This is a genomic window from Roseomonas marmotae, from assembly GCF_017654485.1.
Lineage (GTDB): Bacteria > Pseudomonadota > Alphaproteobacteria > Acetobacterales > Acetobacteraceae > Pseudoroseomonas > Pseudoroseomonas marmotae.
On record NZ_CP061091.1, the window covers coordinates 1,526,416 to 1,550,903 of the forward strand.

Annotated in this window: 15 protein-coding genes; 2 read left to right on the plus strand and 13 right to left on the minus strand. The window is 68.1% G+C overall.

What is annotated here, in order from left to right:
• Positions 1 to 66: 66 nt before the first annotated feature.
• The 9 genes from IAI58_RS07265 to IAI58_RS07305 form a co-directional block, all read right to left on the minus strand.
• Positions 67 to 672: an acyltransferase gene (locus tag IAI58_RS07265; protein ID WP_207448251.1), complete on the minus strand. Its 606-nt coding sequence runs from the start codon at positions 670 to 672 to the stop codon at positions 67 to 69.
• 293 nt (positions 673 to 965) lie between these two features.
• Positions 966 to 2,174, minus strand: coding sequence for a DUF1501 domain-containing protein (locus IAI58_RS07270; RefSeq protein WP_207448252.1), 1,209 nt, complete (start codon positions 2,172 to 2,174; stop codon positions 966 to 968).
• A complete protein-coding gene (locus IAI58_RS07275; RefSeq protein ID WP_207448253.1) occupies positions 2,171 to 3,490 on the minus strand; it encodes a DUF1800 domain-containing protein in 1,320 nt (439 codons plus the stop codon). The genes IAI58_RS07270 and IAI58_RS07275 overlap by 4 nt, the downstream gene beginning before the upstream one ends.
• Positions 3,491 to 3,566: 76 nt before the next feature.
• Positions 3,567 to 4,760 carry a motility associated factor glycosyltransferase family protein gene (locus IAI58_RS07280; RefSeq protein ID WP_207448254.1) on the minus strand — a complete coding sequence of 398 codons (1,194 nt, stop codon included), beginning with the start codon at positions 4,758 to 4,760 and terminating at the stop codon, positions 3,567 to 3,569.
• Positions 4,761 to 4,765: 5 nt separating this feature from the next.
• Positions 4,766 to 5,284, minus strand: coding sequence for a hypothetical protein (locus IAI58_RS07285; RefSeq protein WP_207448255.1), 519 nt, complete (start codon positions 5,282 to 5,284; stop codon positions 4,766 to 4,768).
• A gap of 7 nt (positions 5,285 to 5,291) precedes the next feature.
• Positions 5,292 to 8,552 carry a glycosyltransferase gene (locus IAI58_RS07290; protein WP_208776040.1) on the minus strand — a complete coding sequence of 1,087 codons (3,261 nt, stop codon included), beginning with the start codon at positions 8,550 to 8,552 and terminating at the stop codon, positions 5,292 to 5,294.
• 29 nt (positions 8,553 to 8,581) lie between these two features.
• Positions 8,582 to 10,735, minus strand: coding sequence for a hypothetical protein (locus IAI58_RS07295; RefSeq protein ID WP_208776042.1), 2,154 nt, complete (start codon positions 10,733 to 10,735; stop codon positions 8,582 to 8,584).
• Between the two features lie 77 nt (positions 10,736 to 10,812).
• On the minus strand, positions 10,813 to 11,637 hold the full coding sequence (locus IAI58_RS07300; RefSeq protein WP_207448261.1) for an FkbM family methyltransferase: 825 nt from the start codon (positions 11,635 to 11,637) through the stop codon (positions 10,813 to 10,815).
• A 160-nt stretch (positions 11,638 to 11,797) separates the two neighbouring features.
• The gene (locus tag IAI58_RS07305) at positions 11,798 to 12,916 is read right to left on the minus strand and encodes a tetratricopeptide repeat protein (RefSeq protein ID WP_207448262.1); all 1,119 of its coding nucleotides are present in this window, start codon (positions 12,914 to 12,916) and stop codon (positions 11,798 to 11,800) included.
• A gap of 474 nt (positions 12,917 to 13,390) precedes the next feature.
• Between IAI58_RS07305 and IAI58_RS07310 the strand changes: the two genes are divergently transcribed.
• Positions 13,391 to 15,895, plus strand: a complete 2,505-nt coding sequence (locus IAI58_RS07310) for an ATP-binding protein (RefSeq protein ID WP_207448263.1) — start codon at positions 13,391 to 13,393, stop codon at positions 15,893 to 15,895.
• A gap of 18 nt (positions 15,896 to 15,913) precedes the next feature.
• Here IAI58_RS07310 and IAI58_RS07315 read toward each other — a convergent pair whose 3' ends face one another.
• Positions 15,914 to 18,304 (minus strand): glycosyltransferase, encoded by a 2,391-nt coding sequence (locus tag IAI58_RS07315; RefSeq protein ID WP_208776043.1) that lies wholly within the window; start codon positions 18,302 to 18,304, stop codon positions 15,914 to 15,916.
• Positions 18,305 to 18,536: 232 nt separating this feature from the next.
• Between IAI58_RS07315 and IAI58_RS07320 the strand changes: the two genes are divergently transcribed.
• Positions 18,537 to 20,543 carry a glycosyltransferase gene (locus IAI58_RS07320; RefSeq protein WP_207449147.1) on the plus strand — a complete coding sequence of 669 codons (2,007 nt, stop codon included), beginning with the start codon at positions 18,537 to 18,539 and terminating at the stop codon, positions 20,541 to 20,543.
• A gap of 15 nt (positions 20,544 to 20,558) precedes the next feature.
• Here IAI58_RS07320 and IAI58_RS07325 read toward each other — a convergent pair whose 3' ends face one another.
• Genes IAI58_RS07325 through cobS form a run of 3 tightly spaced genes read right to left on the minus strand, consistent with a single transcriptional unit; the run spans position 20,559 to position 24,440 of the window.
• A complete protein-coding gene (locus IAI58_RS07325; RefSeq protein ID WP_208776046.1) occupies positions 20,559 to 21,509 on the minus strand; it encodes an esterase-like activity of phytase family protein in 951 nt (316 codons plus the stop codon).
• Between the two features lie 2 nt (positions 21,510 to 21,511).
• Positions 21,512 to 23,380 carry a cobaltochelatase subunit CobT gene (cobT, locus tag IAI58_RS07330; protein WP_207449151.1) on the minus strand — a complete coding sequence of 623 codons (1,869 nt, stop codon included), beginning with the start codon at positions 23,378 to 23,380 and terminating at the stop codon, positions 21,512 to 21,514.
• 55 nt (positions 23,381 to 23,435) lie between these two features.
• Positions 23,436 to 24,440, minus strand: coding sequence for a cobaltochelatase subunit CobS (cobS, locus tag IAI58_RS07335; RefSeq protein ID WP_207449153.1), 1,005 nt, complete (start codon positions 24,438 to 24,440; stop codon positions 23,436 to 23,438).
• Between the last annotated feature and the right edge of the window lie 48 nt (positions 24,441 to 24,488).

Genomic DNA, 24,488 nt, shown 5'->3' on the forward strand with positions numbered 1-24,488 from the left:
ATCTGAGAGGATGAACGCCCGGGACGGGGCTTGGGGGAGAGAATTCCCCTTAGAGTAAGGTTGAAACTAAATCCGGGCGGGCGAGGAGAATTTTTCTTCCCAGCGGATATTTTTCCGCACCACCCGGGCAGGCACACCGACTGCGATACATTTGGCTGGAATCTCTCCCGCCACCAAAGAACGAGCACCGATGGCAGCGCCGTCATGTATCACGCTGCCTTTGAGGATCAGCACGTCCTCCGCGATCCAAACCCGGTTTCCTACTCTGATCGGCTTGGAGTGGTTAATCCGCTCGCCCGTTTCATCGTCATAAATCGGATGGGAATCAGAGGTGCGAAAGCGGACATTGGCAAAGAGACAATCGTTACCGATTTGCACGCGATCATCAGCTTCGCCAAGATTCATCCACAGTCCGGAGTTCGTTTTGGTCCCGTGGCCGATCTCGACCTGGCTGCCGTTTCCAGAGAGATGGATTTCGCCCATGATGACGTTATCGCCGGCAATCCTGACGCTCTGCCCGCTGCCCCGGAAATTGATGGTGCCGCCCTTGAACAGCACGTTCGGGCCAATTTCCAGTCGGTTGCCCTTTCCTCGAAAAGCGACGTGCACGGCACTCCCGTCAGCGAATTCACCGGTGATCGTATTTTCCGCGAGGTCGCCTGAAACCTTCATGGCCACATCCAACTGCTGACGGAACCATAAGAGATGTACCTATGGTTTTCCAGATTGGCGCAGATAACGGTGGATAGATATTTTAGGATTTTCTGATCCTGGCGACTAATAATTTAACAATATGCAATATCGACTTAAATAACGTATTTACATGTAAATATTATTACTGCGTCGCTACGAACTAAGCAGCCTTCTTTGATTTCAGTAATGTCCTAATGAACTGGCCTGCAATGTGCTGGATCAGGGGCCGGCACATGATGCGACACCTCACGCTGAGGGCGGGGCGATTGCTTCTAAGCGTCAACCAGCCCCTTTTCGGCATCGACATTCTCGCTGTCCGGGAAGGCCGCGGCCACGGCTGCCGGCGGCAGCCGCAGGTGGTACCGCAGCAGGCCCTTGGCGACGGCCCGCAGATCCCGCGTGGGCTGCAGGTCACGCTTCTCGAATAGCTGATTCTCCGCCAGCCCCGGCCAATCCGCCAGCACCCGCCCACCTGCCACGGCGCCGCCCAGCACGAAGGCCACGCCCCCGGTCCCGTGGTCGGTGCCGTTATTGCCATTCACGCGTGCCGTGCGGCCAAATTCCGTCATCACCAGCACGGCCGTATTGCGCCAGGCTTCGCCCAGTTGCGCCCGCAGAGCATTCAGCCCGGCGTCGAGTTGCCCGAGCACCGGCCCCATGCGCTGGGTTTGCGCCGCGTGGGTATCCCAGCCCGCCAGTTCCATGGCCGCGACACGTGGCCCATCCGGCGACCTCAGCAGCTTGCCTGCCACGCCGGCTAAGGCCAGAAAGCCGCCGGACGGGCGGGATCCGTCCATCAGCGTCTCCGCCGCGAAGCCGCGCCCCCGCAGCCCATCCGTCACCGCCCGTCCCAACACCGGGTCGGTATGCAGCAGGTCCGCCATGCGGGCATAAAGATCCGGTGGGGGGAGTACCGTGCTCGGCGGCGCCCACATACCTACGTTCTGTGGCCCGCGCATCAGCAGTGGCAGGGCCAGTCCGACGGCCAGCCCGGCATCCGGCTGCCCCGGTGCCCGCGGCGGAAGACCCGACAGCGCACGGTTCAGCCAGCCTGAGGTCAGCCCGCCCCGCTCGAGGGCGCCGCTTTCCAGCATGTCCTGCGCCTCAAAGTGGCTGCGGTTGCGGTAGGGGCCGGCCACCGCATGCACCGGCAGCAGCGATCCCTCGCGGAACATGGTATGCAGCGATGTCAGCCGCGGGTTGAGGCCGAAGAAGCCGCCGCAGTCCAGCAGCCCGTTCTCCTGCCCGGGCTCTGGCAGGGCCAGGCCGCCGCGGATGGCGCGGTAACTGGCATCGCCATAGGGCGCGAGCGCCGCCATGCCGTCCATCGCCCCCCGCAGGATCACGACCACCAGCCGGGCTTCCGTGACCAGCGTGCCGGGTGGAGGATTGGCCAGGGCCAGCCTGGCGCCTGAACTCGCGGCGAAGGCACTGAGTCCCAGCAGGAAGCCGCGGCGGCCGATTTTCGGAAGATGGCTCATCGGCGTTGGAACTCCGCGCTGGCGAAGAGCAGGGCAAGTGCCTCCTGGGGCGATCCGGCACCCATGAGGGCCTGCCGCGTCTCAAGCGGCGCCAGGGGACCGAGCGTGGTCTCCAGCACCTCCAGGGGCCGCAGTCGGGCAAACTGCCCGCCCAGGCGAAAAGCCCAGTCCAGCCGCTGCATCACGGCCTCCGGTGTTGCCCAGTCTTGGGCAAGATCCGGCCAGCCATTGGGTTGAAGAGCGCTCCAGACCGGCTGTCCGAAGCCGGCTGTGGCTTTGAAGGCCGCCTCGCCAAAGCGGTCGCCGCCGGCACCGCAGGCACGATAGACGGCGGTGACATAGTCGGAGGGCGCACGCAGCTTGCTGAAGGGCGGATCCCAGGCCTGTGGCAATTGCACCAGAGCACGAGATACGGCGCCAAGGTCGCCATTGGTGTCCCTCAACACGGCCTCTAGCCGCGCCACAGCGGAAACCGGTGGATCATCGGCCACGAAGTGGCGCGCCAGCTTGGTGGCGAGATGGCGATGCGTGGCCGGATGCGCGGCCAGGAAGCGCAGGGCCTGCTCCGCAGCCAGCTCGCCCTCGCCAAAGCGGCGGCCCATCACGGTCTTTTCCCCTGGCTCGTGGGCCGCCTCCGTGAAAACGGTGCCGAAGGGCTCGCGGTCCCGCTCGGTGCGCCAGCCGGTCAGCAGGCGGGCGAACTCCGTCACATCCTGCTGGGTATAGCCGGCGGCGGGGGAGACGGTGTGGAGCTCCAGGATCTCGCGCGCCAGATTCTCGTTCAGCCCGCGGCCGGTCCGGCGGCCGAAGCGGCTGTTGGGACCGACGGAGGATGCCTGGTCCAGATAGCCCAGCATCGCCGGATGCTTGAAGGCGGCGACCAGCATATCGGCGAAGCGCCCGGTCGCGCCCGGGCGAATGACGTCCCGCACGAAGGAGGGGACGGTGACTGACACCTGCGTTCCGGCACGGCGGCTGATGGTGAAATGGTTACTCCAGAAATCGACCAGCCTTTCCCGGTAGGGGGCCGGTGTATCCAGGCGCCAGGCGTGGGCGGCGATGCTCTCGGCCAGGAAGTAGGTGTCGACGGGCGTTCTTTGGCCGGGCTCCGGCGGCGGGGCGGCATCACGCTCCCGCCAGATGCGGAAGCCATCGGCTACGGTGGGCGGATGGTCGAAGCCGGCGGGAGGTGGTGGCTCCGGGGCCGGACCTTCAAGTTGGTCCAGTAGCCACCGTTCGGCATCCGCAGGTACGGGCTGGTCCGGTCGTGGTCCCAGCCCGAAGCGGATCGCGGCCTGGAAAGATCGCGCATTCATGGAACCCATTGTGCCACGGCACGCGGAACAAGCCGAACAACAAAGGGTTTATGTGCCACTGGCAGGGAGGGCGGCTTCAGAACAGGCTGGCGTAATCCACCTTCGGAAAGCTCTCCAGGTGGGTGCCGACGGTCGCGTTCAGGATTTCCACGCCATAGCGCTCGCCCCAGAGCCGGCAATAGTCGTAGGCGCTCTCGGACCAGGCGGTACGTGGCGGCACGAAGACCTTGTTGCTGGTGTATTTGTCGGTGAAATGCGTGGCGCCGGTCGCGGCATTTCCTTCCCAGAAGTCCCAGCCCAGCTTGCTGTTGCGGGCAAGCTCCTCAGGCGGCGCCAGCGCGGTGGGGTTAAGCCCGGTCTCACCCTGGCCGCGGCGCTTGACGCGGGCAATGGGATAGCTGTGGTCCACGCCGATCAGGATGATCGGGTTGCAGCCCATCATGGCCGCGATCTGGATCAGCGTGATGGTCACGGTGAAGGCCATGAACACCATGCTCGGGCGTTCGGCGAAATAGGGGAAGCGCAGCGGCGTAGTGTCACCGAAGAAGATTTCGGATGCCACCGGGATCGGGCAGGCATTCTCCACGCGGAAGAAGGGCAGATACTCGAAGGGAAAGAACTTGACCGAATCCCGGTCGATCCCCTGCTCGTATTCCTCCCGATACATCTCGATCTGCAGGCGGTCGGAAATGCCCCAGTATTTGAAGGCGTAACCCCAGTCCTCGTAGCCGAGGAAGCTGCGGTTGGAGCCGAAGGTGATCTCGTCCTTCAGCTTCGTCATGTCGGTCTGCCGCAGCGAGGGTCCATTGCCGACGATGAAGGCGCGCTGGTTCCTGTGGCGGCCCACCAGGCTATCCAGCAGCCAGGGGATATGCGCCTTGTACTCGCCCTGTCGGCCGATGAAGCGGAAGTCCCTCACGCCCAGCTGGTGCAGCACCCGCACGGCCGGGAAGCGGTCCGCCCAGGAGGGCACGACCTCGTTGTTGCGGAACACCATGTTGAAGGGCACGGGATCGCACAGGAAAACGGCTTCGGCCTGGCCCTGGGCGATGCGCCCCAGCAGCGGCCGCAGCGCCAGGGCCTCGGGCCAGTCCGGCGCGCCGGGCAGCAGGTGATGCTCCAGCCCGAAGCGCAGCGCCAGCGCGCGCAGCACCGGCCGATCCGCAGCGTCGGACACCAGCACGGGCTTCTGCCCCTGCGCCACGGTCTGCTGCAGCCAGGCTGTCGCCAGATCGACATCGCTCGCGGCGACATAGGCAAGCGTCAACATCACCATTACCCCAGGAACTCGACAGCGTGTAGCGCCGGCCCGACCCAGCGGGCATGGGCGGCATCGGGCAGCGTGCGGCTAATGCGGATCTCGAGCCGTGCCCAGGCAGGCCGTGGCTGATCTTCCACCGCTGGTAGCGATGCCTGGACGGCCCAGGCCTGCGGCACCAGCGCCGCGACTGTCTCCGGCACCAGGGTCGGCCGCTGCGGCAGCGGCTGGTCCTCGTAGAACAGGCGCAGCAGGCCGAAAGGCGCCGGGTCCGCCGGGGCGAGGAAGGTCAGCCGCAGCGTCTGCACTTCCGGCGCCAGGGCGCCGATAAAGATCACGGCCTCGGGCTCAGGCCCGATCCGGCGGCAGGAGAGCCGTGCCTGCCGTTCCGTCGGCCAGAAGCCCAGCACCCGCATACCCTCATGCAATTCCAGCTTGTGGCCCACATCCACCGGCTGCGGATCCGGCCCGGGGAAGCGGTCCCGCCAGGGGCGTCCAAGCTGCGGCAGGGCAGGGGAATTCGCTGCATTCACCACGACCAGATCACTCCGCGGCCATCAACAGGACCCGGCGCGCATGCCCGGCCAGAACTTCGTCCAGGGCCGCGTAGGGGCTGCTGCCGCTGGGCCCGTGCGCCGCACCGTGCCCGGCGAGGATCTCGGTCAGGTGCAGCGCCGGCCAGGGGCGCCGCGGAGCCTCCGGCGCCACCTCCTTCCAGAGGCCGAGCGGAAAGCCGCGTTGCAGCGCCACGGCCTCCAAAGCTCCAGGATGGCCGCCGCCGAGATCCAGCACCGCCCGCACCGAATCCCGCGGCATAGCGGCCAGCCAGGGCAGCCAGAGCGGCTCGACCTGCGGCGGCAGTCCCAGCCGCGCCTGGATGGCTCCGGCTGTTTCCAGCGGTGGTGCATCGATCACGGCGCCCAGACGCAGCCCGGCATCGGCGGCGGTGGACAGCAGCGTGGCATAAGCATCCTCCCCGATGCTGGTGCCATTGAGCACCAGCCAGGGCCTCCCATCCGGCGCCGGGCCACCGTCCATGGGCATGACCTGCGCGGCGATGCCGGCCGGATCCAGGCCCAGATGCAGCATTCCTTCGCCCGGCGTAGGCCCGAGCTGGCGCGCCAGGGGCGCCGCTTCCCTCCAGGGCAGATGGGCTTCGGCCGCCTCCTCCAGCACCAGCGCCAGGGGGCCATGTTCGGGCAGGGCCGCGAGTGCGGGGGCCAGTGCCGGACGCTGCACCAGCACGGCGGCCAGGCGCGGCATCTGACCGGCCAGGGAGGCCAGGACTGCCTGCAAGGCCGCGGAGGAACGGTTCCAATCCGCGAAGGGCAGGGGCGCAGCGCCCGGCACCGGCGTCACCGGATTGACCAGCAACACCGCATCCGCCAGGGCACGCCAGCGCGGCAACTCGTCGGAGAAGCGGTGCGGATTGCCGTGCAGGATGATGAGGATCTCCTGCCCCGTGTGCCGCAGATGCGTGAGCAGGGCCCGGTGCGCCGCGCCCATGGCATTGTCCAGCAGGCGGGCATCCTCCACCACCAGCGCGGCCACGGCGGGCCGCGTGGGGGATGTCAGGAAATCCTGCGGCCAAAGCGCGGCATCGGTCTGCAGCGCCGCCGCGGCACGCCGGCTGGGGGTGGCGATGCCTTCCACGACATGCGCCGTATCCTCGCCATAACAGAACTCGACCCGGTAGCGGGCCTCGGCCGGTGGCAGGCCGATGGCGCGGCCGGTGAACTGGAAGCCGCAGAAGGCATCGCCATAGACGCGGTTCTTCTCGAAGATGTTCATGTAGAGGCGGTCGGGCATCCCCTCGCCCAGGAAGACATCCCCCAGCCAGAACTTGATGACATCGACGCGCGGCACCGAGAGCACATAACCCTCGAATTCCGCCACACCGTATTCGTCGTAGGTGACCTTGCGAATATTGGCCGTCAGCGGGAGGGCGTGGGGCTGGGCTTCGCTCGGCAGCTCCGGCGGCAGCTCCGCCACGCCGGGCGCCATCTCCTCCCATTTCACCTTCAGCCGTTCGATGAAGACGCCCGTCGGAGCGGTAGTGACCAGCGCCACTTCCTTCGCTTCATCGAGCGCCGCCATGTCCTCGCTGCTCAGATGAATGGCAAAACCGGGAGCCTGCGGCGGGAAGCCTTCCAGCTTCGCCATGACATCGGGCCGCGTGCGGCCGTATTGCAGCCAGAGCGTGCGATTGCCGGCGAAGGCTTCCAGCTTCATCAGCGGCTTGGTCGTGGCCACCCAGCCGGTGATGTAACCGGTCTCGCCCTCCCGCACGAATTTGACGCCGCCGCGCTGATACAATGCCGGGTCCGGCTTGCCGGCGGGTTTGCGGATATCCGCCACGGCGAAGTCACGGCGGATGCTGTCGAACTGCGTGCCATCCCGGCCCAGCGCCGTCACGGTCACGGAAATTTCCTCCGTTTCCGCGCGGAGGGGATGGCACAGCACGAAGCCGCAATCCGCCGTGCCCAGCCAGGGGTGCTTCTCCAGCACATCCTGCCGCGCGAGGCCGCGCGTGACCTCGCCCAGCACCACCCCGTTCACTGAGGCCATGAGGCGGGAGCGCTGGCGTAGCGGCGACCATCCGCGCAACTCGATGAAGCCGGCAGGGTCAAGGCGGGCGCCGCTGATATAGACGAGATGCGGCGTAGGCCGCTGCGGACGCGGCGCGGGCAGTGCGTGCCCGGTTTCGCGGATCTCCTGTCGCAGATACGTCTGGAGAGCTGCGAGGGCGGCCTGGCCGCACTGGAGGATGGAGGAGACGGAGGCGACCTGTTGGGGCAGGTGGTTCCAGTCTGCGGGGGAGGAGGCGATGACCTGTCGGATGCCGGCGCGCAGGCCCTCGATATCGCCGGAGGGCACGGCGATGAGGGCGTCGCCGCAGACCTCGCGGAAGACCGGCAGGTCGTAGCAGACGCAGGGTGTGCCGGCGGAGAGGGCCTCGATGGGGGGGATGCCGTAGCCCTCGAAGCGGGAGGGGTAGATCAGCATGCGGGCGCGCTTGAGTTCGACGAACTTGTCGGTGTCCGACAGCAGCGGCTTGACCTCGATGGCGATCTGGTGGCGGCGCGCGGCGGCGGCGATGGCCTCGTGGTATTCCTCGTCGAGCTTGGCGGAGCCGACGATCAGCGAGAGGGTCCAGCCGCGCAGGTCCTCGGAGAGGGCGTCGATCAGGTCCTGTCCGCCCTTGTGCGGGTCGCGGGCGCGGACGAAGCAGACGGCGCGGTTCTCGCGATACTGCGGCGCGACGCGGGCCAGCGCCTGCAGGTTGATCGGCTGGTGCCAGTAGTCGAAGAAGGTGGTCTCGGGATGCGAGCAGTAATAGTCCTGGGCGAAGCGCATGGACTGCTCGGAATTGGAGAGGACGAGGCAGCCGTCCTCGATGCAGCGGCGCCACTCCAGCCACATATCCTCGCTGCGGGTGGTGGGGGCCTGGCTGTTGAACCAGTTGGGCGTCTCGAAGTTGAACAGCACCAGGCGGGCGCCGCGGCGGCGGGCGAAGCCGCGGGCGCCGATGTAGAACTGGCGGTCCTGCGACTGGCCGGGGATGATGATGACGATGTCGAAGCCGCCCGCCGGCAGTCCGGCGTGGAAATCCTTGGTCTGGTGGAAGGCGACGCGGCCGGGATGGCCGAAATGCTTCAGGTCCTCATAGAAGACCGGCTTGGCATTGGTGACGAAGGCCACTTCCGCCCCCGCCCGCGCCAGGCACTGCGCCAGCAGGAACGCCGCCAGACGACCACCCCCATACGTCCCAGACGCATTCGTCACAAATATGGCAACACGCATCTCAGCTTTCACCGGTGGCACGCTCATCATCAGGCTCCTGCGGCCACTGGCATCACCTGAACGCCCGCGCGCGCCAGCGCCGCGAGGGAGTCCGCGAGGAGGGGATGCCCCGCCAGTTCCTCTGCCAGCAGAACCCTGGAGCAACCCAGATGCAGGGCCATCGCCAGCATCGAAATCGCCTCGTGCCGTCCTGCGAGGCCGGAGAGGATATCGAGGCCCGTCGCCCGAGGGTCCCTGTCATAGCCGATGGCGGGGGAGGGCGGGCGTTGCCAGAAAGCGTCCTCGCTGGCAGCGAACAGCGTCAGCAGCCGCCCCCGGCGCGGATCGGCAGGGCCGGCCAGTTCCACGACATCGGCCGGCAGTTCCGCCGTGCCGGGGGTCAGGACCAGGTCGGCATCATCCGGTACGAGGCCGCCGCCGATATAGGCCGTCTGGCCCCGCCGCGCGTGTTGCCAGTCCACCAGGGCGCGATGGTCCGCCCAGGATGCCTGCGGCGTCAGCGGGAGGGGCAATACGCCGCAATCCAGGACGCGTTCCATCAGCGCCATGCCCGCCGCCCGGTCGGGCCCCAGATCCACCAGCATGTTCTCGATGCCCGCTTCCAGGGCGCTGGTCAGAGGCGCCAGGCCGCTGCCCGGCACCGGGTTCTGGGCGAAGACGTGCCCTTTCCCCAGCACGGCACGGCAGGCGGCGGCCAGGAAGGTGGCTCCCGGCTGCTGGGGGTCCACCAGCATTCCCGTCCGCTCGCGCTCCGGCAGGCTGCCGAGCCGCAGGGACAGCAACCGCGAGATGAAGATCGGCGCCGCTTCCGTCTTCTCCCCGCCAATGGGCGCAAGGCCCAGCTCTGCTGCGAAGCCTGTGGCGGTCCAGGGCGGCGTCCCCGCCGCGGGCTGGGTGGCGCCGGAGCGGCGGAACTCCGTCAGCATGGCGACCAGCGCGGCCTTTCCGGCCTCCTCGCTGACCATGCGGGGGAGAGGGGAGGCCGGCAGGCCGACCAGCGGCAGGTGCCAGAGGGCAGCCTGCCGCTGCGCCAGCATGCCGGGCAGCCCGGAATCCGACCAAGTCACGATGCAGCGGGCCCGCCGCAAGCCTGCCAGCAGCAGGTCCGGCTGGGTCGTGGAATTGATCAGGACCACAGGTTCCGTCGCGGGCAGAGCCTCGGCCACGGCCTGGGCCGCGGTCGGCCCGATGGCGACCGTTGCCGGCGTATCGTCGCGGCCTGGCTGCGGAAGGGGGAGCGCGCCGGCCGGCGGCAGCACCGCAGCCTGCGCGCCTGGCAGCCACTTCAGCAGTTCCAGCCGCAGCCCCTCATCCTCGACCACGGCGGTGACGCCGGAGAGGATGCTCCGTAGCGTCGCGATGGCCTTTTCCCGGGGCACGGGGGAGAAGATCATGCGCGGTGCCAGCACGAAATCGCGCGCCATCAGGGCGCCGCGGCGCAGATCCTCCGGCAGCTTGCTCAGCAGGTTCAGCCCTGCCGGCGAGACCGCCATGACCATGGAGGCGCCGCAGGCCCGGGCAATGGCCGCGATGCTCTGCACCAGCCTGCGATCCACAGGCGGCAAGGCACCGGGCGCCGAACGGTCCCAGCCCCGCTGCGACAGCATGGTGGTGTGGTGATGCACCACATCGAAGTCCAGCAGCATTTGCGCGGCATTTGCGGCGCAGTCCGCCACCTCGCCGAAATGCAGCAGGACGGGGCGGTAGCCGGCCTGCCGCAGCGCCGCCGCCAGATTGGCCACCGGCAGCCATTCCGCCGCGCCCTGCTGCGGCAGCGCCTCGCCCACCAGCAGGATGCTGGGCGCGGGGTCGGAGAGCGTTGAGATTACGTCAGGGTGCGCGGTCCAGGTCGCATCCGCGAACCAGCCCCGTGCAGGGCCCAGCCTGCCGCCCAGCATCGCCTGGGCCCAGGCTTCATCTGCCTCCACGATCACCCGGACCGGGTCATGGATGGGGATGTCCTCGCCCAATTCCTGCTGGAGCAGATAAAGGATCCGACCGCCTGACAGGCTGCGCGACGCTTCGCCCAGCCGTCGCCCGGCCAGGCTGACGATGAGGGACCTTGGCGCGGTCTCGGCCGGCCCGGCCCAGACCGCGCGGATCCGCACCACGCTGCGGTCGCTGAGGGTGGCTTCCTCGATCCGCAGCGGGTCTTCCGCGATCTCAGCGGTCCGTCGGCTCATGTCCTGAGAGGCGGACTCCTGAAAATCCATCGCGAAATCCATCTATCGTGCACCCCTAAAAGGCCTTGGCGCGACGTTCAGTCAAAGATCGACGACAGGGCTTTCTGGCCGATCACGTCGTCGATCATGCCGTGCAGGCTTCCCTTGCTGGTCTCGTCCTCGGCCGGAATGCCGATATACCAGCTGGGCTGCCTTCCGGTGGTCCAATCCTGCGCCTGGAAGCGGAAGCTGAGGATATTGAAGATCTCATAGCCAGCGGCATCAAAGAAGCCGCAGAACTCTTCAGCTGTATAATGATGCATGGCCGCCGCCGCAGCCCTCGAGTTGCGGAAGACCAATAGTGGGCGGTGCCGCATCAGCAGATCCGTGGCGCCACGCAGCGCCGTGAGCTCGGCTCCTTCCAGGTCAAGATGCAGCAGCCGGAGCGGGCCGGATGCCTGCAGCGCGTCGTCCAACTGCGTGCCCTGCACGCGCATTCGCGTAGCGGTGAAGCTCCCGGCCTTCTCCGAAGGGCTGCCGGTCCAGACCAGGCCGGAGCGGCCTGGGGCCTCGTTCACGAGATAGAAATCGACCTCGGCGTGACGGTCCATGAGCGCCACCTGGCGCGGCTCGATCACCGACTGAAGGCCATGGCGCTCAATCTGCTGACACAGCGTGGCGAAGGCGGTATCCAGCGGCTCGAAGGCGAAGACGCGGCCAAGCGGACCAACGGCCGCGGCCATCAGCAGGGTCTGCCGGCCGTGGAAGGCGCCGAGATCCGCCACCCTGTCGCCATTCGCCAGATGCGAGGTGAAGATACGCTTCACGATAGTGTCGTAAAGCCCGTTCACGCTCCTGGGATCCAGCGCCGCGTAGAGCGCGTCGTATGTCCTGCGCTTCGCTTCTTGCTTCGGCTGTCGCATCGTGAGGGACTATGATCTCCTGCCAAGCTGCGCCCGATCCTCAGGATCAGATTTGCAGGCCGCGAAGGGGGGAGCACAGACTAACGGCGCCCTGGCTATCTTCACAAGGCATCCGCCGTCTGTGCCTGAGTTTTTCACCGGCCAGATGAGGGAGCGGGTTTCAGGCCGCGGCTGCCTCGCAGGCCTGTAGCTGGCGCTGCGTGCCTGGATCCTGCGGGTAAGCGTCAGCCGCACGCCTCGCCCATTCGCGCGCTGCATCGAGATCGTTCATGGCCTGCGCCGCGCGGCTCAGCGCGAGCAACAGAGGTAGCTTCATTGTTACCAGCGGCAGCCCCTGCTCTGCCGTCAGGCGGGCTTCTTCGTACTCTCTGCGATGCAGGTGGATCGCGCTGAGATGAGCGCGGATAGCTGCATCCGCCGGCGCCGCCGACACGGCATTCCTGGCCCAGCCCAATGCGCCTTCCATGTCGCCCTTCCGTTGCTGCAGCATGCTCATCATGCGCATCAAGGGCGCGAAGCCAGGCGCCATCTTCAGGGCATCACTCACGACCAGTTCTGCCTGCTCGACATCACCCACCCGCAGAAGCAAGTGAGCGAGCTGATTCATCACGGCTGGATCCTGCGGCAGTGCCGCCGCCAGCCTGCGTGCCCATTCCAGGGCGCCGACATGGTCATTCTGCTGCTGCCGCAGGCGTGTCATCAGGCGCATCATCGGCGCGGAAGTGGGGGCAATTTCAAGGCCGCGCTGCGCGGTGGCCTCGGCCTCCTCGAAAGCGCCTGCCAGCAACTGCAGGTCGCCGAGATGGTTCAGGATTGCGATGTCGTAGGGCGCGGCTTTTGTGGCCTGCTGTGCCCAGTCCAGCGCGCCTTGCAGATCGCCTTCTTGGCGCAGGGTCTGGCTCATCAGCCGCAGCAGAGATGGCGCCTGTGGCGCCACGCTCAATCCACGCCTGGCGGCGTCGCGGGCGGCGGCGGTGTCGCCGCGCTGCATATGGATATTGCCGAGGTGGCCGAGCAGAGAGGCCAGCAGGCCATGGTCCTGTGTTCCCTCGCCGAGGGCCCTGATCGCCGCCTCCGCCCAGTCCAGCGCCGCATCCAGAAGGCCTGCGCGCTGATACGCCTGACTGACGGCGCGGTGTATTACCCAACCCTGCTGGGTCAGGGTCTTCTCCACGATTTCCTGGCCGCCGCCCTTGGCTGACGAGCGCAGCGACAGGACCGCACGCTCATTCTGCTTGCGCGCAAACGCAACTCGAAATTCTCGGGAGCGGGCAGTCATGAAAAGCTTTTGTCCTCTGGCGTGCCGCGGCGGCGTGCCGGCATGGGCGGAATATATTAAGAAGAAAATTCCCACAACCGTTAGCTGGAGGTTCGCAAATTTTACGCTCCTTCATCACGGGGAAGTTTGAAGAGTTCTTCATGATGATGTCGGAACGGACTGAAATTTGGCATTTGGTTCTTGATGGCGGAATTTATGGGACGTTGTCCTGCAGCTGCCTGTCATAGTAAAATCATGCCCTGGGAATGTGAGGGTGACATTCCGTTCCTGTCCTGCGTGCTTTGGAAGAGCGCACTGGCCGCGGGGCTTGACTTCCGTTTGGCAATTCCAGATTTTGCGGTTTCTGTAGGTGCTGAGACTATTAGTCTTTTGCGCCATTTCGCATAAATGCCGTCGCGATCCCTAACGCCCGCCCCTCCGGGAGAGAGGTGGGCGGCCGGTGGTTGGCCTATCCGTTAAGTATCAGGAGAGCCCGTGCCCAATCCACTGCCTGTCACCGCCCTGCGTATCGCCAATGAGGCGTTCCTGGTTGCCAGCACCATCGAGCGTTGTCCCAAGACGATGATGCTGCGTGAGCTGGTGATGAACGCGGTGGAATCCGCCGGCTCGGCGCCCGAGGGGCAGCGGCGGGTCGAGATCGGGGCCAGGTCCGTCGATGGTATCGACAAGCTTTGCATCTGGAACACAGGTCCGGGCATGTCGGCCGCCGAACTGCATGGAATTTGCGATCTCGCTTCCTCCCTGCACAAGCAGAACGCGCTGGATCGCAATTTCGGCATGGGTGCGAAGGTGGCATCGCTCCCATCCAACAAACATGCCCTGCGCTACCGTTCCTGCCGTGGCGGCATCGTCAGCGAAGTGACGATGGGCCAGCGCGACGGCGTCTATGGGCGCCTGCCCTACCGGGCGGCGGAGACGGCGATTGAGGCGGAGGTGGATGACGTTACTACCCGCTGTGCCGGCGAGGGATACGATCTGTCCTCCGACTGGACCGAGGTGGTGCTGTTCGGAAACCATGCCAGGCAGGACACGCTGCGCGATCCCTATGACGGTGATCCGCGGGTCACGGCCTCCTGGATCAGCGATTATCTCAGCCACCGCTTCCATGCCTTGCCGGAAGGCGTGACGCTTCTCCTGAAAGCCGGAGTTGCCGGGTCGGAGCAGCAGATCTTCCGCCCGCTGGCGGCGCGCCTTCCGGGCCTGACGCGTTTCGAGAGCCTGCGCTCGATCGAGGATATCCGCATCCACTTCGCCTATGACGCGCGTGAGGATGCCGGCACGGTGCGGGAAGCCGACGGCGTCGTTCTGTCCGGCCAGGCGGGTGTCATCCATCGGGGCGAGATCTACGCCCTGCGTCAGGGCCATGACTGGGTGCTCGACGCGCCGAGTTTCGGCATGCCCTTCGGTGCAGCACATTTCAGTGTCTTCGTCGAACTGCCGGACGACTATCCGCTGCGGCCCGACCTGTATCGCCAGTTTCTGCGCTTTCAGCACGGGGGCCAGCGCCAGGTCTTCCTGGCGGATTTCGCGGCCCTCGTGCGGGATGCCATCCCGGCCTGGCTGCGCGATATCATCGCCTCCTACGGCCCCGCCCAGCCCGACTACATGAGCGAGCTGGAAGGCGAGTTGCAGGACCTGCTGGTGCAACTCGGCATCACCGCGCGGCCGCGCGGGCCGAAGCCGCTCGCCCGGCCGCCGGCGGCTCCCCCGGCGCCGCGTGAGCAGCCAGCGGCGCCGCGCCCCAGGCCGCAGCCGAAATTCGAGGTGCCGCCGGAGATCATCGGCCTGCGGGAGCCGGAGCAGATCGACGAGAAGGGATTGCAGGGCAGGGCAGCCAAGTTCTATCCTGAAGCGCACCAGATCTTCGTCAATCTCAGCTATTCCGCCTTCGCCGCCATGGCGATGCAGCTGGAGCAGGAATTCGCGGCCGCTCCAGGCGCCGGGAAGGCCGAAGCGGCTGCGCGGCTGACGGAATGGGCCATCACCCGCAAGATCTCCCGTGCCGTGATCTACAGCCTTGGCAAGCGGGCACTCGGCTGGCGGCCGGAGGAGGTGGAGCGCGTGCAATCGCCGGAAAGCCTCAGCCTCGCCGCCGATGACTACGCGCCGCTGCTGGATGTCGCGCGTCGCCGGATGGCGGAGATCCTGGGTGCCATCTCGCCCGATGCTCTCATGGAGCAGACCATTCAGCTGCCCTTCCACGAGATCCGCGAGCGCCAGCTCGCCAGCGACCTTGTCGATGCGCAGCAGGCAGCGCGCCGGGCCGCCGCCATGCCGCATGTGAACCCCGCGCCCATCATGCGCCGTGTCGCCACCATCGAGGGGCAGCGGGGCAATTGGGATGCCGCCGTCAGCTGGGTGCGCCAGGCTGTCGAGGCAAACCCGCAAGACCTCGGGGGACGGATACACCTTTCCAATGTGCTGCTGCGGGCCGGGCATCCTGAGGAAGCGGAGCAGGCGGCGCGCGAGGCGCTGGATCTGAGGCCGGATTCGCCGGCCATGGCTCTGCGCCAGCTCAGCATCGTCGCCGGCCACCGCAAGGATATCGCGGCGGCGCTCGATTGGGCTAGGCAGGCAGCCAAGGCCGATCCGGAGGATGCGATCATCCAGTTGCACCTCTGTCGCCAGTTGACGGTCGCCGGCGATCTGGAAGACGCGGATCAGGTGGCGGAACGGGCGCTGGCGCTCAGCCCTGCCACCTTGTCGGCGCTGGTACTGCGGCAGCGGAGCACCATCGCCAGCCGCCGGAATATGATGGAGGACGCCGTCGCCTGGGCACGGCAGGCGATCGAGGCCGATCCGGTGGATGCTGTCTCCTACAACCACCTCGCCGGCCTGCTGCTGCAGCGGGGCGACCTGGATGGGGCGGAGCAGGCGGCTCTGGAAGCCCTGCGCCTCAATACCGGCGACGTGACCTCCATCCGCCGCCAGATCGACCGAATCACGCAGCGGAAACAGGCCGCCCTGGCCGCCAGCTGACGCTCCGCCCCCGCGGGCTCAGCCCGCCGGGGGCAGCCGGGCGCTATGGCGTGGGGTCATGGCATTCACCAGGACCACGCCATCCGCCAGGGCCTGCCACCGTGGCAGGTCGTCGGCGAAGCGGTGCGGGTTGCCATGCAGCACCAGCACCACGCGGCGCCCGCTGTCGCGCAGATAGCGCAGCGTCGCGCGCTGCGCCGCGCCGGCCAGGGGTTCCAGCAGCCGGGCATCCTCGACCACCAGCACCACCACCTCGTCTTCGCTGTCCAGCAGGCCAGGGGGCAGCAGCGCGGCGTCGCTGCCGAGAGGCCCCTGGGCCCGCCGCTGTGGCGCGGCCATGCCTTCCAGCACATGCACGGGCGCATCGCCCTGGCAGAACTCGACGCGGTACTGTAGCCGGTCCGCTGTCAGCCCCGTCAGGCGCCCCGCCAGATGGAAGCCGCAATAGGCATCGCCATAGGCGCGGTGGCGCTCGTGGATATGCAGTTGCAGCCGGTCGGGCGCGGTCTCGCCCAGGAAGGCGCCGGCCAGCCAGAACTTGATGACGTCCACGCGTGGGCGGGCCTGCACCCAGCCATCGAACTCGGCCACGCCATACTCGTCATAGGTGGCGCGATGCAGATGCGCCTGCACCGGCAGCGGAAAAGGGTCCGCGTCCCCGGGCAGTTCAGGCGGCCATTCCGGCTCTCCGGGCTGGGCGGGCTCCCAGGAAGGCGCCAGATGCAGCGCCCGCGCCCCGGCATCGGTGCCGGCCAGCAGCAGCAATTCCCCGACAGCATCCAGCGCCGCCAGATCCTCGGCACTGAGATGGATGGACAACCCGGCTCCCGCCCCCCGGCCGCGCAGGTCCGGGCGGTTGATGCCGCTCTGCAGCCAGAGCCGTCGGCCGCCGGCATGGGCTTGCAGGCCCAGGATCGGCGCATCGGCCGTGATCCAGCCGATGACGCAGGCAGTATCCCCCTCCCGCAGCCAGCGCCATCCGCCATGCCGTAGCGCCGCGGCCTCGGAACTGGCTTGCAGGCGGGAGGGCATCAGGCTGCTGGATGCACTGTCCAGCACCTGGCCGTTGTGGCCCAGCGCCAGGACGGAGAGTTCCGCTTCCTCCGCGTGCGCCTCACGGGGGAGGGGATGCAGCAGGAGGTAACGGCCGCCGCGGGGCACGGCCTCGGCGGCCCGCGCGCCATTCAGGGTGAGCAGCAGCCGGCCCGGCTCCTCCAGCCCGGTCCCGCCACGGATCTCCAGGAAGCCGCCGGGATCCACCCGCAGCGTGTCGACCCAGACCTGGCGCTCCGAAGCCCGGCGCGGCGCGGGCAGTGCGTGCCCGGTTTCGCGGATCTCCTGTCGCAGATACGTCTGGAGAGCTGCGAGGGCGGCCTGGCCGCACTGGAGGATGGAGGAGACGGAGGCGACCTGTTGGGGCAGGTGGTTCCAGTCTGCGGGGGAGGAGGCGATGACCTGTCGGATGCCGGCGCGCAGGCCCTCGATATCGCCGGAGGGCACGGCGATGAGGGCGTCGCCGCAGACCTCGCGGAAGACCGGCAGGTCGTAGCAGACGCAGGGTGTGCCGGCGGAGAGGGCCTCGATGGGGGGGATGCCGTAGCCCTCGAAGCGGGAGGGGTAGATCAGCATGCGGGCGCGCTTGAGTTCGACGAACTTGTCGGTGTCCGACAGCAGCGGCTTGACCTCGATGGCGATCTGGTGGCGGCGCGCGGCGGCGGCGATGGCCTCGTGGTATTCCTCGTCGAGCTTGGCGGAGCCGACGATCAGCGAGAGGGTCCAGCCGCGCAGGTCCTCGGAGAGGGCGTCGATCAGGTCCTGTCCGCCCTTGTGCGGGTCGCGGGCGCGGACGAAGCAGACGGCGCGGTTCTCGCGATACTGCGGCGCGACGCGGGCCAGCGCCTGCAGGTTGATCGGCTGGTGCCAGTAGTCGAAGAAGGTGGTCTCGGGATGCGAGCAGTAATAGTCCTGGGCGAAGCGCATGGACTGCTCGGAATTGGAGAGGACGAGGCAGCCGTCCTCGATGCAGCGGCGCCACTCCAGCCACATATCCTCGCTGCGGGTGGTGGGGGCCTGGCTGTTGAACCAGTTGGGCGTCTCGAAGTTGAACAGCACCAGGCGGGCGCCGCGGCGGCGGGCGAAGCCGCGGGCGCCGATGTAGAACTGGCGGTCCTGCGACTGGCCGGGGATGATGATGACGATGTCGAAGCCGCCCGCCGGCAGTCCGGCGTGGAAATCCTTGGTCTGGTGGAAGGCGACGCGGCCGGGATGGCCGAAATGCTTCAGGTCCTCATAGAAGACCGGCTTGGCATTGGTGACGAAGGCCACTTCCGCCCCCGCCCGCGCCAGGCACTGCGCCAGCAGGAACGCCGCCAGACGACCACCCCCATACGTCCCAGACGCATTCGTCACAAATATGGCGACTCTCACCGCGTGCAGCTCCGGTCGGGACGGGGTCGAGATGAGCGTTGCGGCATGATCGGTTGCCGAGATGCCATGGCCGGGTTGCCGTTCCAAGCCTGTTTCACGCCCGCCATGTGGCTCCCCGCCGCGCTTTACAGAAATACGCGGGGCATGGCATCAGCCTGGGGTATTCCGCCAGGGAAGCCATGATCCTGATCCATCGCGCCCGGGCGCTGTGTCTGTGAGGAAGCGGCCACGCATCGCCTGCCTCACGCCCCATGCCATCCTGCCCGCGGACCGGCCAGGGCGGCAGGACGCGCAGCAGCTCTGGCGGGCCCTGGCCACCCATGGGGAGGTCCTGCCCATCATCCTCGGCGATGTCGCGCCGCCGCCCTGGCGTGGCCTGTCGCGCCGCGCTGGCGCCGAATACTGGCCTCGCCGCGATTACCGGCGCCCGCTGCTGGAACAGGCCCTGGCCCAGGGGCGGCGCGATGTCGCCCTGCCCGCGCTGGAGGAAATCCGCGGCGCCGACCTGCCGGACTGGCTGTGGCAGAGGCTGGGGGACGCGGCGAGCCTGACGCGCCACTTCCTCAACCCCCGCCGCGCCGCCCGTCTTGAGCAGCGCCTGCGGGCATGGCGGCCGGACTTGATCCTGCTCCACGGCGCCGCCCTCGGCCCACTGGCGCAGCAGCTTCGCGGGCTGGGCGTGCCTGTCGTGGTTGTGGCGGAGCAGCATGACAGCAGCCGTCATGCCACCCTGGCGCGGACAGCGGCCGGCCGGGCCCTGCGTGCCTGGCATGAAACGGCCAGCCTGGCCCATGCGGATGCCGAGCAGCTCTCTGCGCCCTGTATCGACCAGCTCTGGCTGCGAGAGCCGGCCGATGTCCCGCACCGGCGCATCCGCCTGCTGCCGGCGGATCATCCCGCTTTGCTCGAGGCGGTGGGGGAGGCGCTGAAGGATCTCGGCCTCGCCGCCGGCGGGCCGGAGGACGGCGTCTTCGCCGCCAATCTCCGTATCGGGGTCGGCCAGGAGCAGATCCGCTTCAACCCGCATACGCGGCTGCTGCACTGGTCCTTCGACCTGCGCCTGCCGGCGGGGCCCGAGGCGGTCTCGGCGGAGGCCGAGGCCGCCGATGTCCCGGAGTTGCCCAATGCGGTCGCGGCGGTGCGGAAACGTCCGCAGGAGGCGGTGGGCATCGACCTCGTTGCCGTGCTGCCGCCGGGGCTGGCGCCGCAGCAGCTGGCGCTGCGCATCCGCGCCTGGGGCCAGGTGGTGCTGCGCCGCATGCCGCCGGACGATATCCCGCAGGAGACGGCGGGGCTGATGCTGCTGGAGCAGGATGCCGATGGCATCGCCGTCACGGGCTGGAGCGATGCGTCCTCCGCCCGCTTCTCGCCCCCTGCCGATACCCTGCGGCAGCCGCTGCCGCAGGGGCCGGCCATCCTGCAAGGGCGGCTGGAGCGTTTCGGCCACGCCACGGCGCTGGGCATCCAGCCCGCCAGCGGGCTGGGCCAGAGCCTGCCGCAACCAGCCGAGTGGCTGCTGCCGCGCCCCTCTACCAGTCCCGAGCTGGCAGCGATGAAGGACAGGCACCGCGGGCAGGCCGCCTGGCTGATCGGCAACGGCCCTTCCGTACGGACCGAGGATCTCGACGCGCTCCGGGGCCGTCTGACCTTCAGCTTCAACCGCTTCCACCTCGCCTATCCGCGCACCCGGCTGCGCCCCACCTACACGGTGACGGGTGACCGGCAGATGATCGAGGATTTCGGCGAGCAGATCGTGGCGGAGAGCGGCAATACCGTCTTCCTCGCCCATGAGGAGCATCCGGCGGTCGAGGGCGACTATATCTGGCTGCGGCAACTGGCGGTCTATCCGCCGCTCTTCTGCCGGCAGCCGGACCGGCTGGTCTCGCCCGGCGGATCTTCCCTCTATGTCGCAATGCAGCTGGGCTACTGGATGGGGGTGCGGCGCTTCTACCTCTACGGCGCCGATTTCCGCTTCGTCTTCGAGACGGAGCGCGGCGGCGATGCCTTCCGCATCGCCCGCGGCGAGGGCAACCACTTCATCCCCGGCTATCGCGGCGGCCGGCCCTGGTGCCCGCCCAGCCTGCGGGACATCGCCGCCAGCTTCCATATCGCGCGGCGGCTGATGGAATCGGAAGGCGGCTTCATCCGCAATGCCAGCCGTGGCGGGCTGATGGAGATCTTCCCCCGCCAGCGATTTGAGGATGCGCTGGCCGAAGCCTGAGCCGCCGGGAGAGGCCTAGCGGAAGGCGAAGAGCAGCAGCATCCCCTGCTGCAGGAAGAACTCGTTGTCGTCGGCGATCAGCGCAACCAGCTGCCGGCCGCGCCAGGGGAAGCTGGTGACACCCTCCCAGTTCTCGGCCGGCAGCGCGGCGGCGTCCAGCAGGACCTCGCCCGCCAGGATGGTGCCGGGGGACGGGCGGGCCAGGGCGGCGGCGGGCAGGCGCAGAAGCTGCCCCTGGAAGCCGCCCAGCAGGCTGAAGCGCCGCTCGGTCAGCAGGGCACCGCCATCCGGCAGGGCGGCCAGGTCGGTCGGCAGGAAGCCGGGTGTGGGGCGGTAGGAGATGGGGGTCCAGGCGCCGGGGTGGCCGATCCAGCCGCGCAACAGGTCGCCGCCGCTTTCCTCGAACCCCTCGGTGATCGCCAGCCAGCGGCCATCGGCCAGCACGGTCAGGCTCTCCAGACCCGCGTTCAGCGGTGCCCGCCCCAGGCCGGGCGGGCCCTGGACCATCCGGCCCCAGCCGGCGATATCGCCATCATAGGCGCGGATGTGGTGCCAGCGCTCGAAGCCCACCAGCCAGGTGCCTTCCGGCGTACGCGCCAGGGATTCGGCATCGCGCGAGAGCTTCGCTGGCAGGCTGAAGATCCGTCCGTCGGAGAGCCGCCCGCTGCGGAGTTCCGCCAGCCCCTCGGGCTGCCCGGCCTCGTCCAGCACCAGCCGCGCGCGCAGCCAGCGGCCGTTGTCGCTGACGGCGGTCAGGCCGAGGTCCGGTTCCACATGCAGGCCGGAGAGCCCGCCGAAGCCCATGACGCCCCGGTTCAGCAGCAGGCCTCCCAACGAGACCAGCGGTGCATCGGCGGGCAGGGTCAGCGGCGGGAGGGGGGTGGCCGGCGGCGTATCGGTGCCGCAGGCCGCCAGCAGGCCAAGCCCCCCCAGCGCCGCCAGCAGGCGACGCCGGCCGAGCGGCACCGTCAGATCATGGCCGGGGCGCGCTCGGCGGCGGCACGCTGATAGGCCATGGCGGCGTCCTCGTCGAAGAGTTCGGCCAGCTTCTTCATCATGGTGCCGCCAAGCTCCTCGGCATCCACGATGGTCACGGCGCGGCGGTAGTAGCGCGTGACGTCATGGCCGATACCGATGGCGATCAGTTCCACGATGTCGCGGTGCTCGATATCCTGGATCACCTTGCGCAGGTGACGCTCCAGGTAATTGCCGGGATTCACCGACAGTGTGCTGTCATCGACCGGCGCGCCATCGCTGATGACCATCAGGATGCGCCGCTTCTCCGGGCGGGAGAGCAGGCGGCGATAGGCCCATTCCAGCGCCTCGCCGTCGATATTCTCCTTCAGCAGCCCCTCGCGCAGCATCAGGCCCAGGTTCTTGCGGGCCCGGCGCCAGGGGGCATCGGCGGATTTGTAGATGACGTGGCGCAGGTCGTTCAGGCGGCCCGGGTTGCGCGGCTTGCCATCCTGCACCCAGCGCTCGCGGCTCTGGCCGCCCTTCCAGGCGCGGGTGGTGAAGCCCAGGATCTCGACCTTCACGCTGCACCGTTCCAGCGTGCGCGCCAGGATGTCGGAGCACATGGCGGCGACCGAGATGGGCCGCCCGCGCATGGAGCCGGAATTGTCGATCAGCAGCGTCACGACGGTATCGCGGAAATCCGCCTCCCGCTCCCGCTTGTAGGAGAGGGAGAGCATCGGGTTGACGACGATGCGCGCGAGCCGCGCGGCATCGAGCATCCCCTCCTCCAGGTCGAATTCCCAGGCTCGCTGCTGTTGCGCCAGCAGGCGGCGCTGCAACCGGTTGGCCAGCTTGGAGACGACGCCCTGGAGATGCGAGAGCTGCTGGTCGAGCTGCTGGCGCAGGCGCGACAGCTCCTCGGCGTCGCACAGATCCTCCGCCTCGATCTCCTCGTCGAACTGCTTGGTATAGGCGCGATAGGCGGAGACATCCTCGGAGGGCGCGACCTCCTTGCGCTGCTGCGGGCCGCCCGGGCGGTCCTCGCCCTCGGCGGCGGTGCCTTCCTCTTCCTCGCTCTCGCCCTCTTCCTCAGCCGCCTCGCCCTGCATGGCTTCAGGCTGGGCGCCGAGCGTCGATTCGCTTTCCTTGGTCTGGCTCTCGCCCTCGGTGGAGCTGTCCTGCTGCGGGGAGGATTCGCCGGCCTCGTCGCCCTCGGATTCCTCCTCCGATTCCGCCTCGACCTCGGCCTCGGCCAGGTCCAGGGCCGTGAGCAGCTTGCGGGCCGCCTTGGCGAAGTCCTCCTGGCTCTCGCTGGATTCCGCCATCTCGGCCAGCGCGGCATCCGCCTTCTCGCCCAGCGTGTCACGCCAGAGGTCCAGGATGCGCTGCGCCGCCGGGGGCGCCGGATGGCCGGAGAGACGCTCCCGCGCCAGCAGGGACAGCGCCGCCGTCAGCGGCAGCTGGTCCTTGCGGGTCATGCGGTCATAGCCCTCGGCCTCGCAGGTCTCGGCGAGGCGGGCGTCCAAATTGGCGGCGACGCCGGGCATGTGGCGGCTGCCCACCACCTCCACCCGCGCCTGTTCCAGCGCGTCGAACACCTCCTTCGCCTCGCGGCGGGGAGGGGTGCGGGCGGCATGGGCGGCTTCGTCATGGTGGCGCAGGCGCAGCGCGATGGCATCCGCAGCACCGCGCAGCCGCGCCATCTCGGCGGGGGGGAGGGAGCGCGTGGGCAATGGCAGCCGCGCCCGCTTGCCCGCCAGGCCGGAGGGGCCGGGCTGATAGGCCACCTGCACCTCGGCATTGCGGGCGATGGCGCGCAGCGCGCCCGCTGTCGCGCGCTTGAACTCTTCCTGGCGCGTCTGATCCTTGCTGCCGCTCATCGCTCTCTCTCCCGCTGCCGTCTGGATGGAACCGGGGCTTCAGCCCCGGCGCCGGTCAGCCCTTGCGGACGAGGAGGCCGGTCGGGATCTCCTCGTTGAAGCAGCGCTGGTAATACTCGGCCACCGTCGCGCGCTCCGCCTCGTCGCATTTGTTGAGGAAGGTGACACGGAAGGCGAAGCCGATATCGCCGAAGATGCGGGTATTCTCGGCCCAGGTGATGACCGTGCGCGGGGACATGACGGTGGAGATGTCGCCGGCGATGAAGCCCGCGCGCGTCAGGTCGGCCAGCGCCACCATGGCGTCGATGCGCTTCTTGGCCGCGGTGTCATTGGGCTTGATGCCCAGCTTGGCGGCCACGATCGCGCTTTCCTGCGCGTGGGGCAGGTAGTTCAGCGTGGCCACGATGTTCCAGCGGTCCATCTGACCCTGGTTGATCTGCTGCGTGCCGTGATAGAGGCCGGTGGTGTCGCCCAGGCCCACGGTATTGGCCGTGGCGAAGATGCGGAAGGCCGGGTGCGGGCGGATGACCTTGTTCTGGTCCAGCAGCGTCAGCTTGCCCTCGACCTCCAGCACGCGCTGGATGACGAACATCACGTCCGGGCGGCCGGCGTCGTATTCGTCGAAGACCATGGCGCAGGGACGCTGCAGCGCCCAGGGCAGGATGCCCTCGCGGAATTCGGTGATCTGCTTTCCGTCCTTCAGGACGATGGCGTCCTTGCCGATCAGGTCGATGCGGCTGATGTGGCTGTCCAGGTTGACGCGGACGCAGGGCCAGTTGAGGCGCGCGGCCACCTGCTCGATATGCGTGGACTTGCCGGTGCCGTGATAGCCCTGGACCATGACGCGCCGGTTGAAGGCGAAGCCGGCCAGGATGGCGAGCGTCGTCTCGCGGTCGAACTGGTAGGTGGGGTCCCGCTCCGGCACATGCTCGGTCGCCACGGAGAAGGCCGGCACTTCCAGATCGCTGTCGATGCCGAAGACCTCGCGGACCTTGACCGTGATATCGGGCAGGTTGATCGCGGGGGTGCGGGTTTCGGTAAGGGTGGCGACCTGGCTCATCGGGCTTTGCTCTCGTCGGTCTCGTGTCGCGTGGACGTGGGGCGCGTG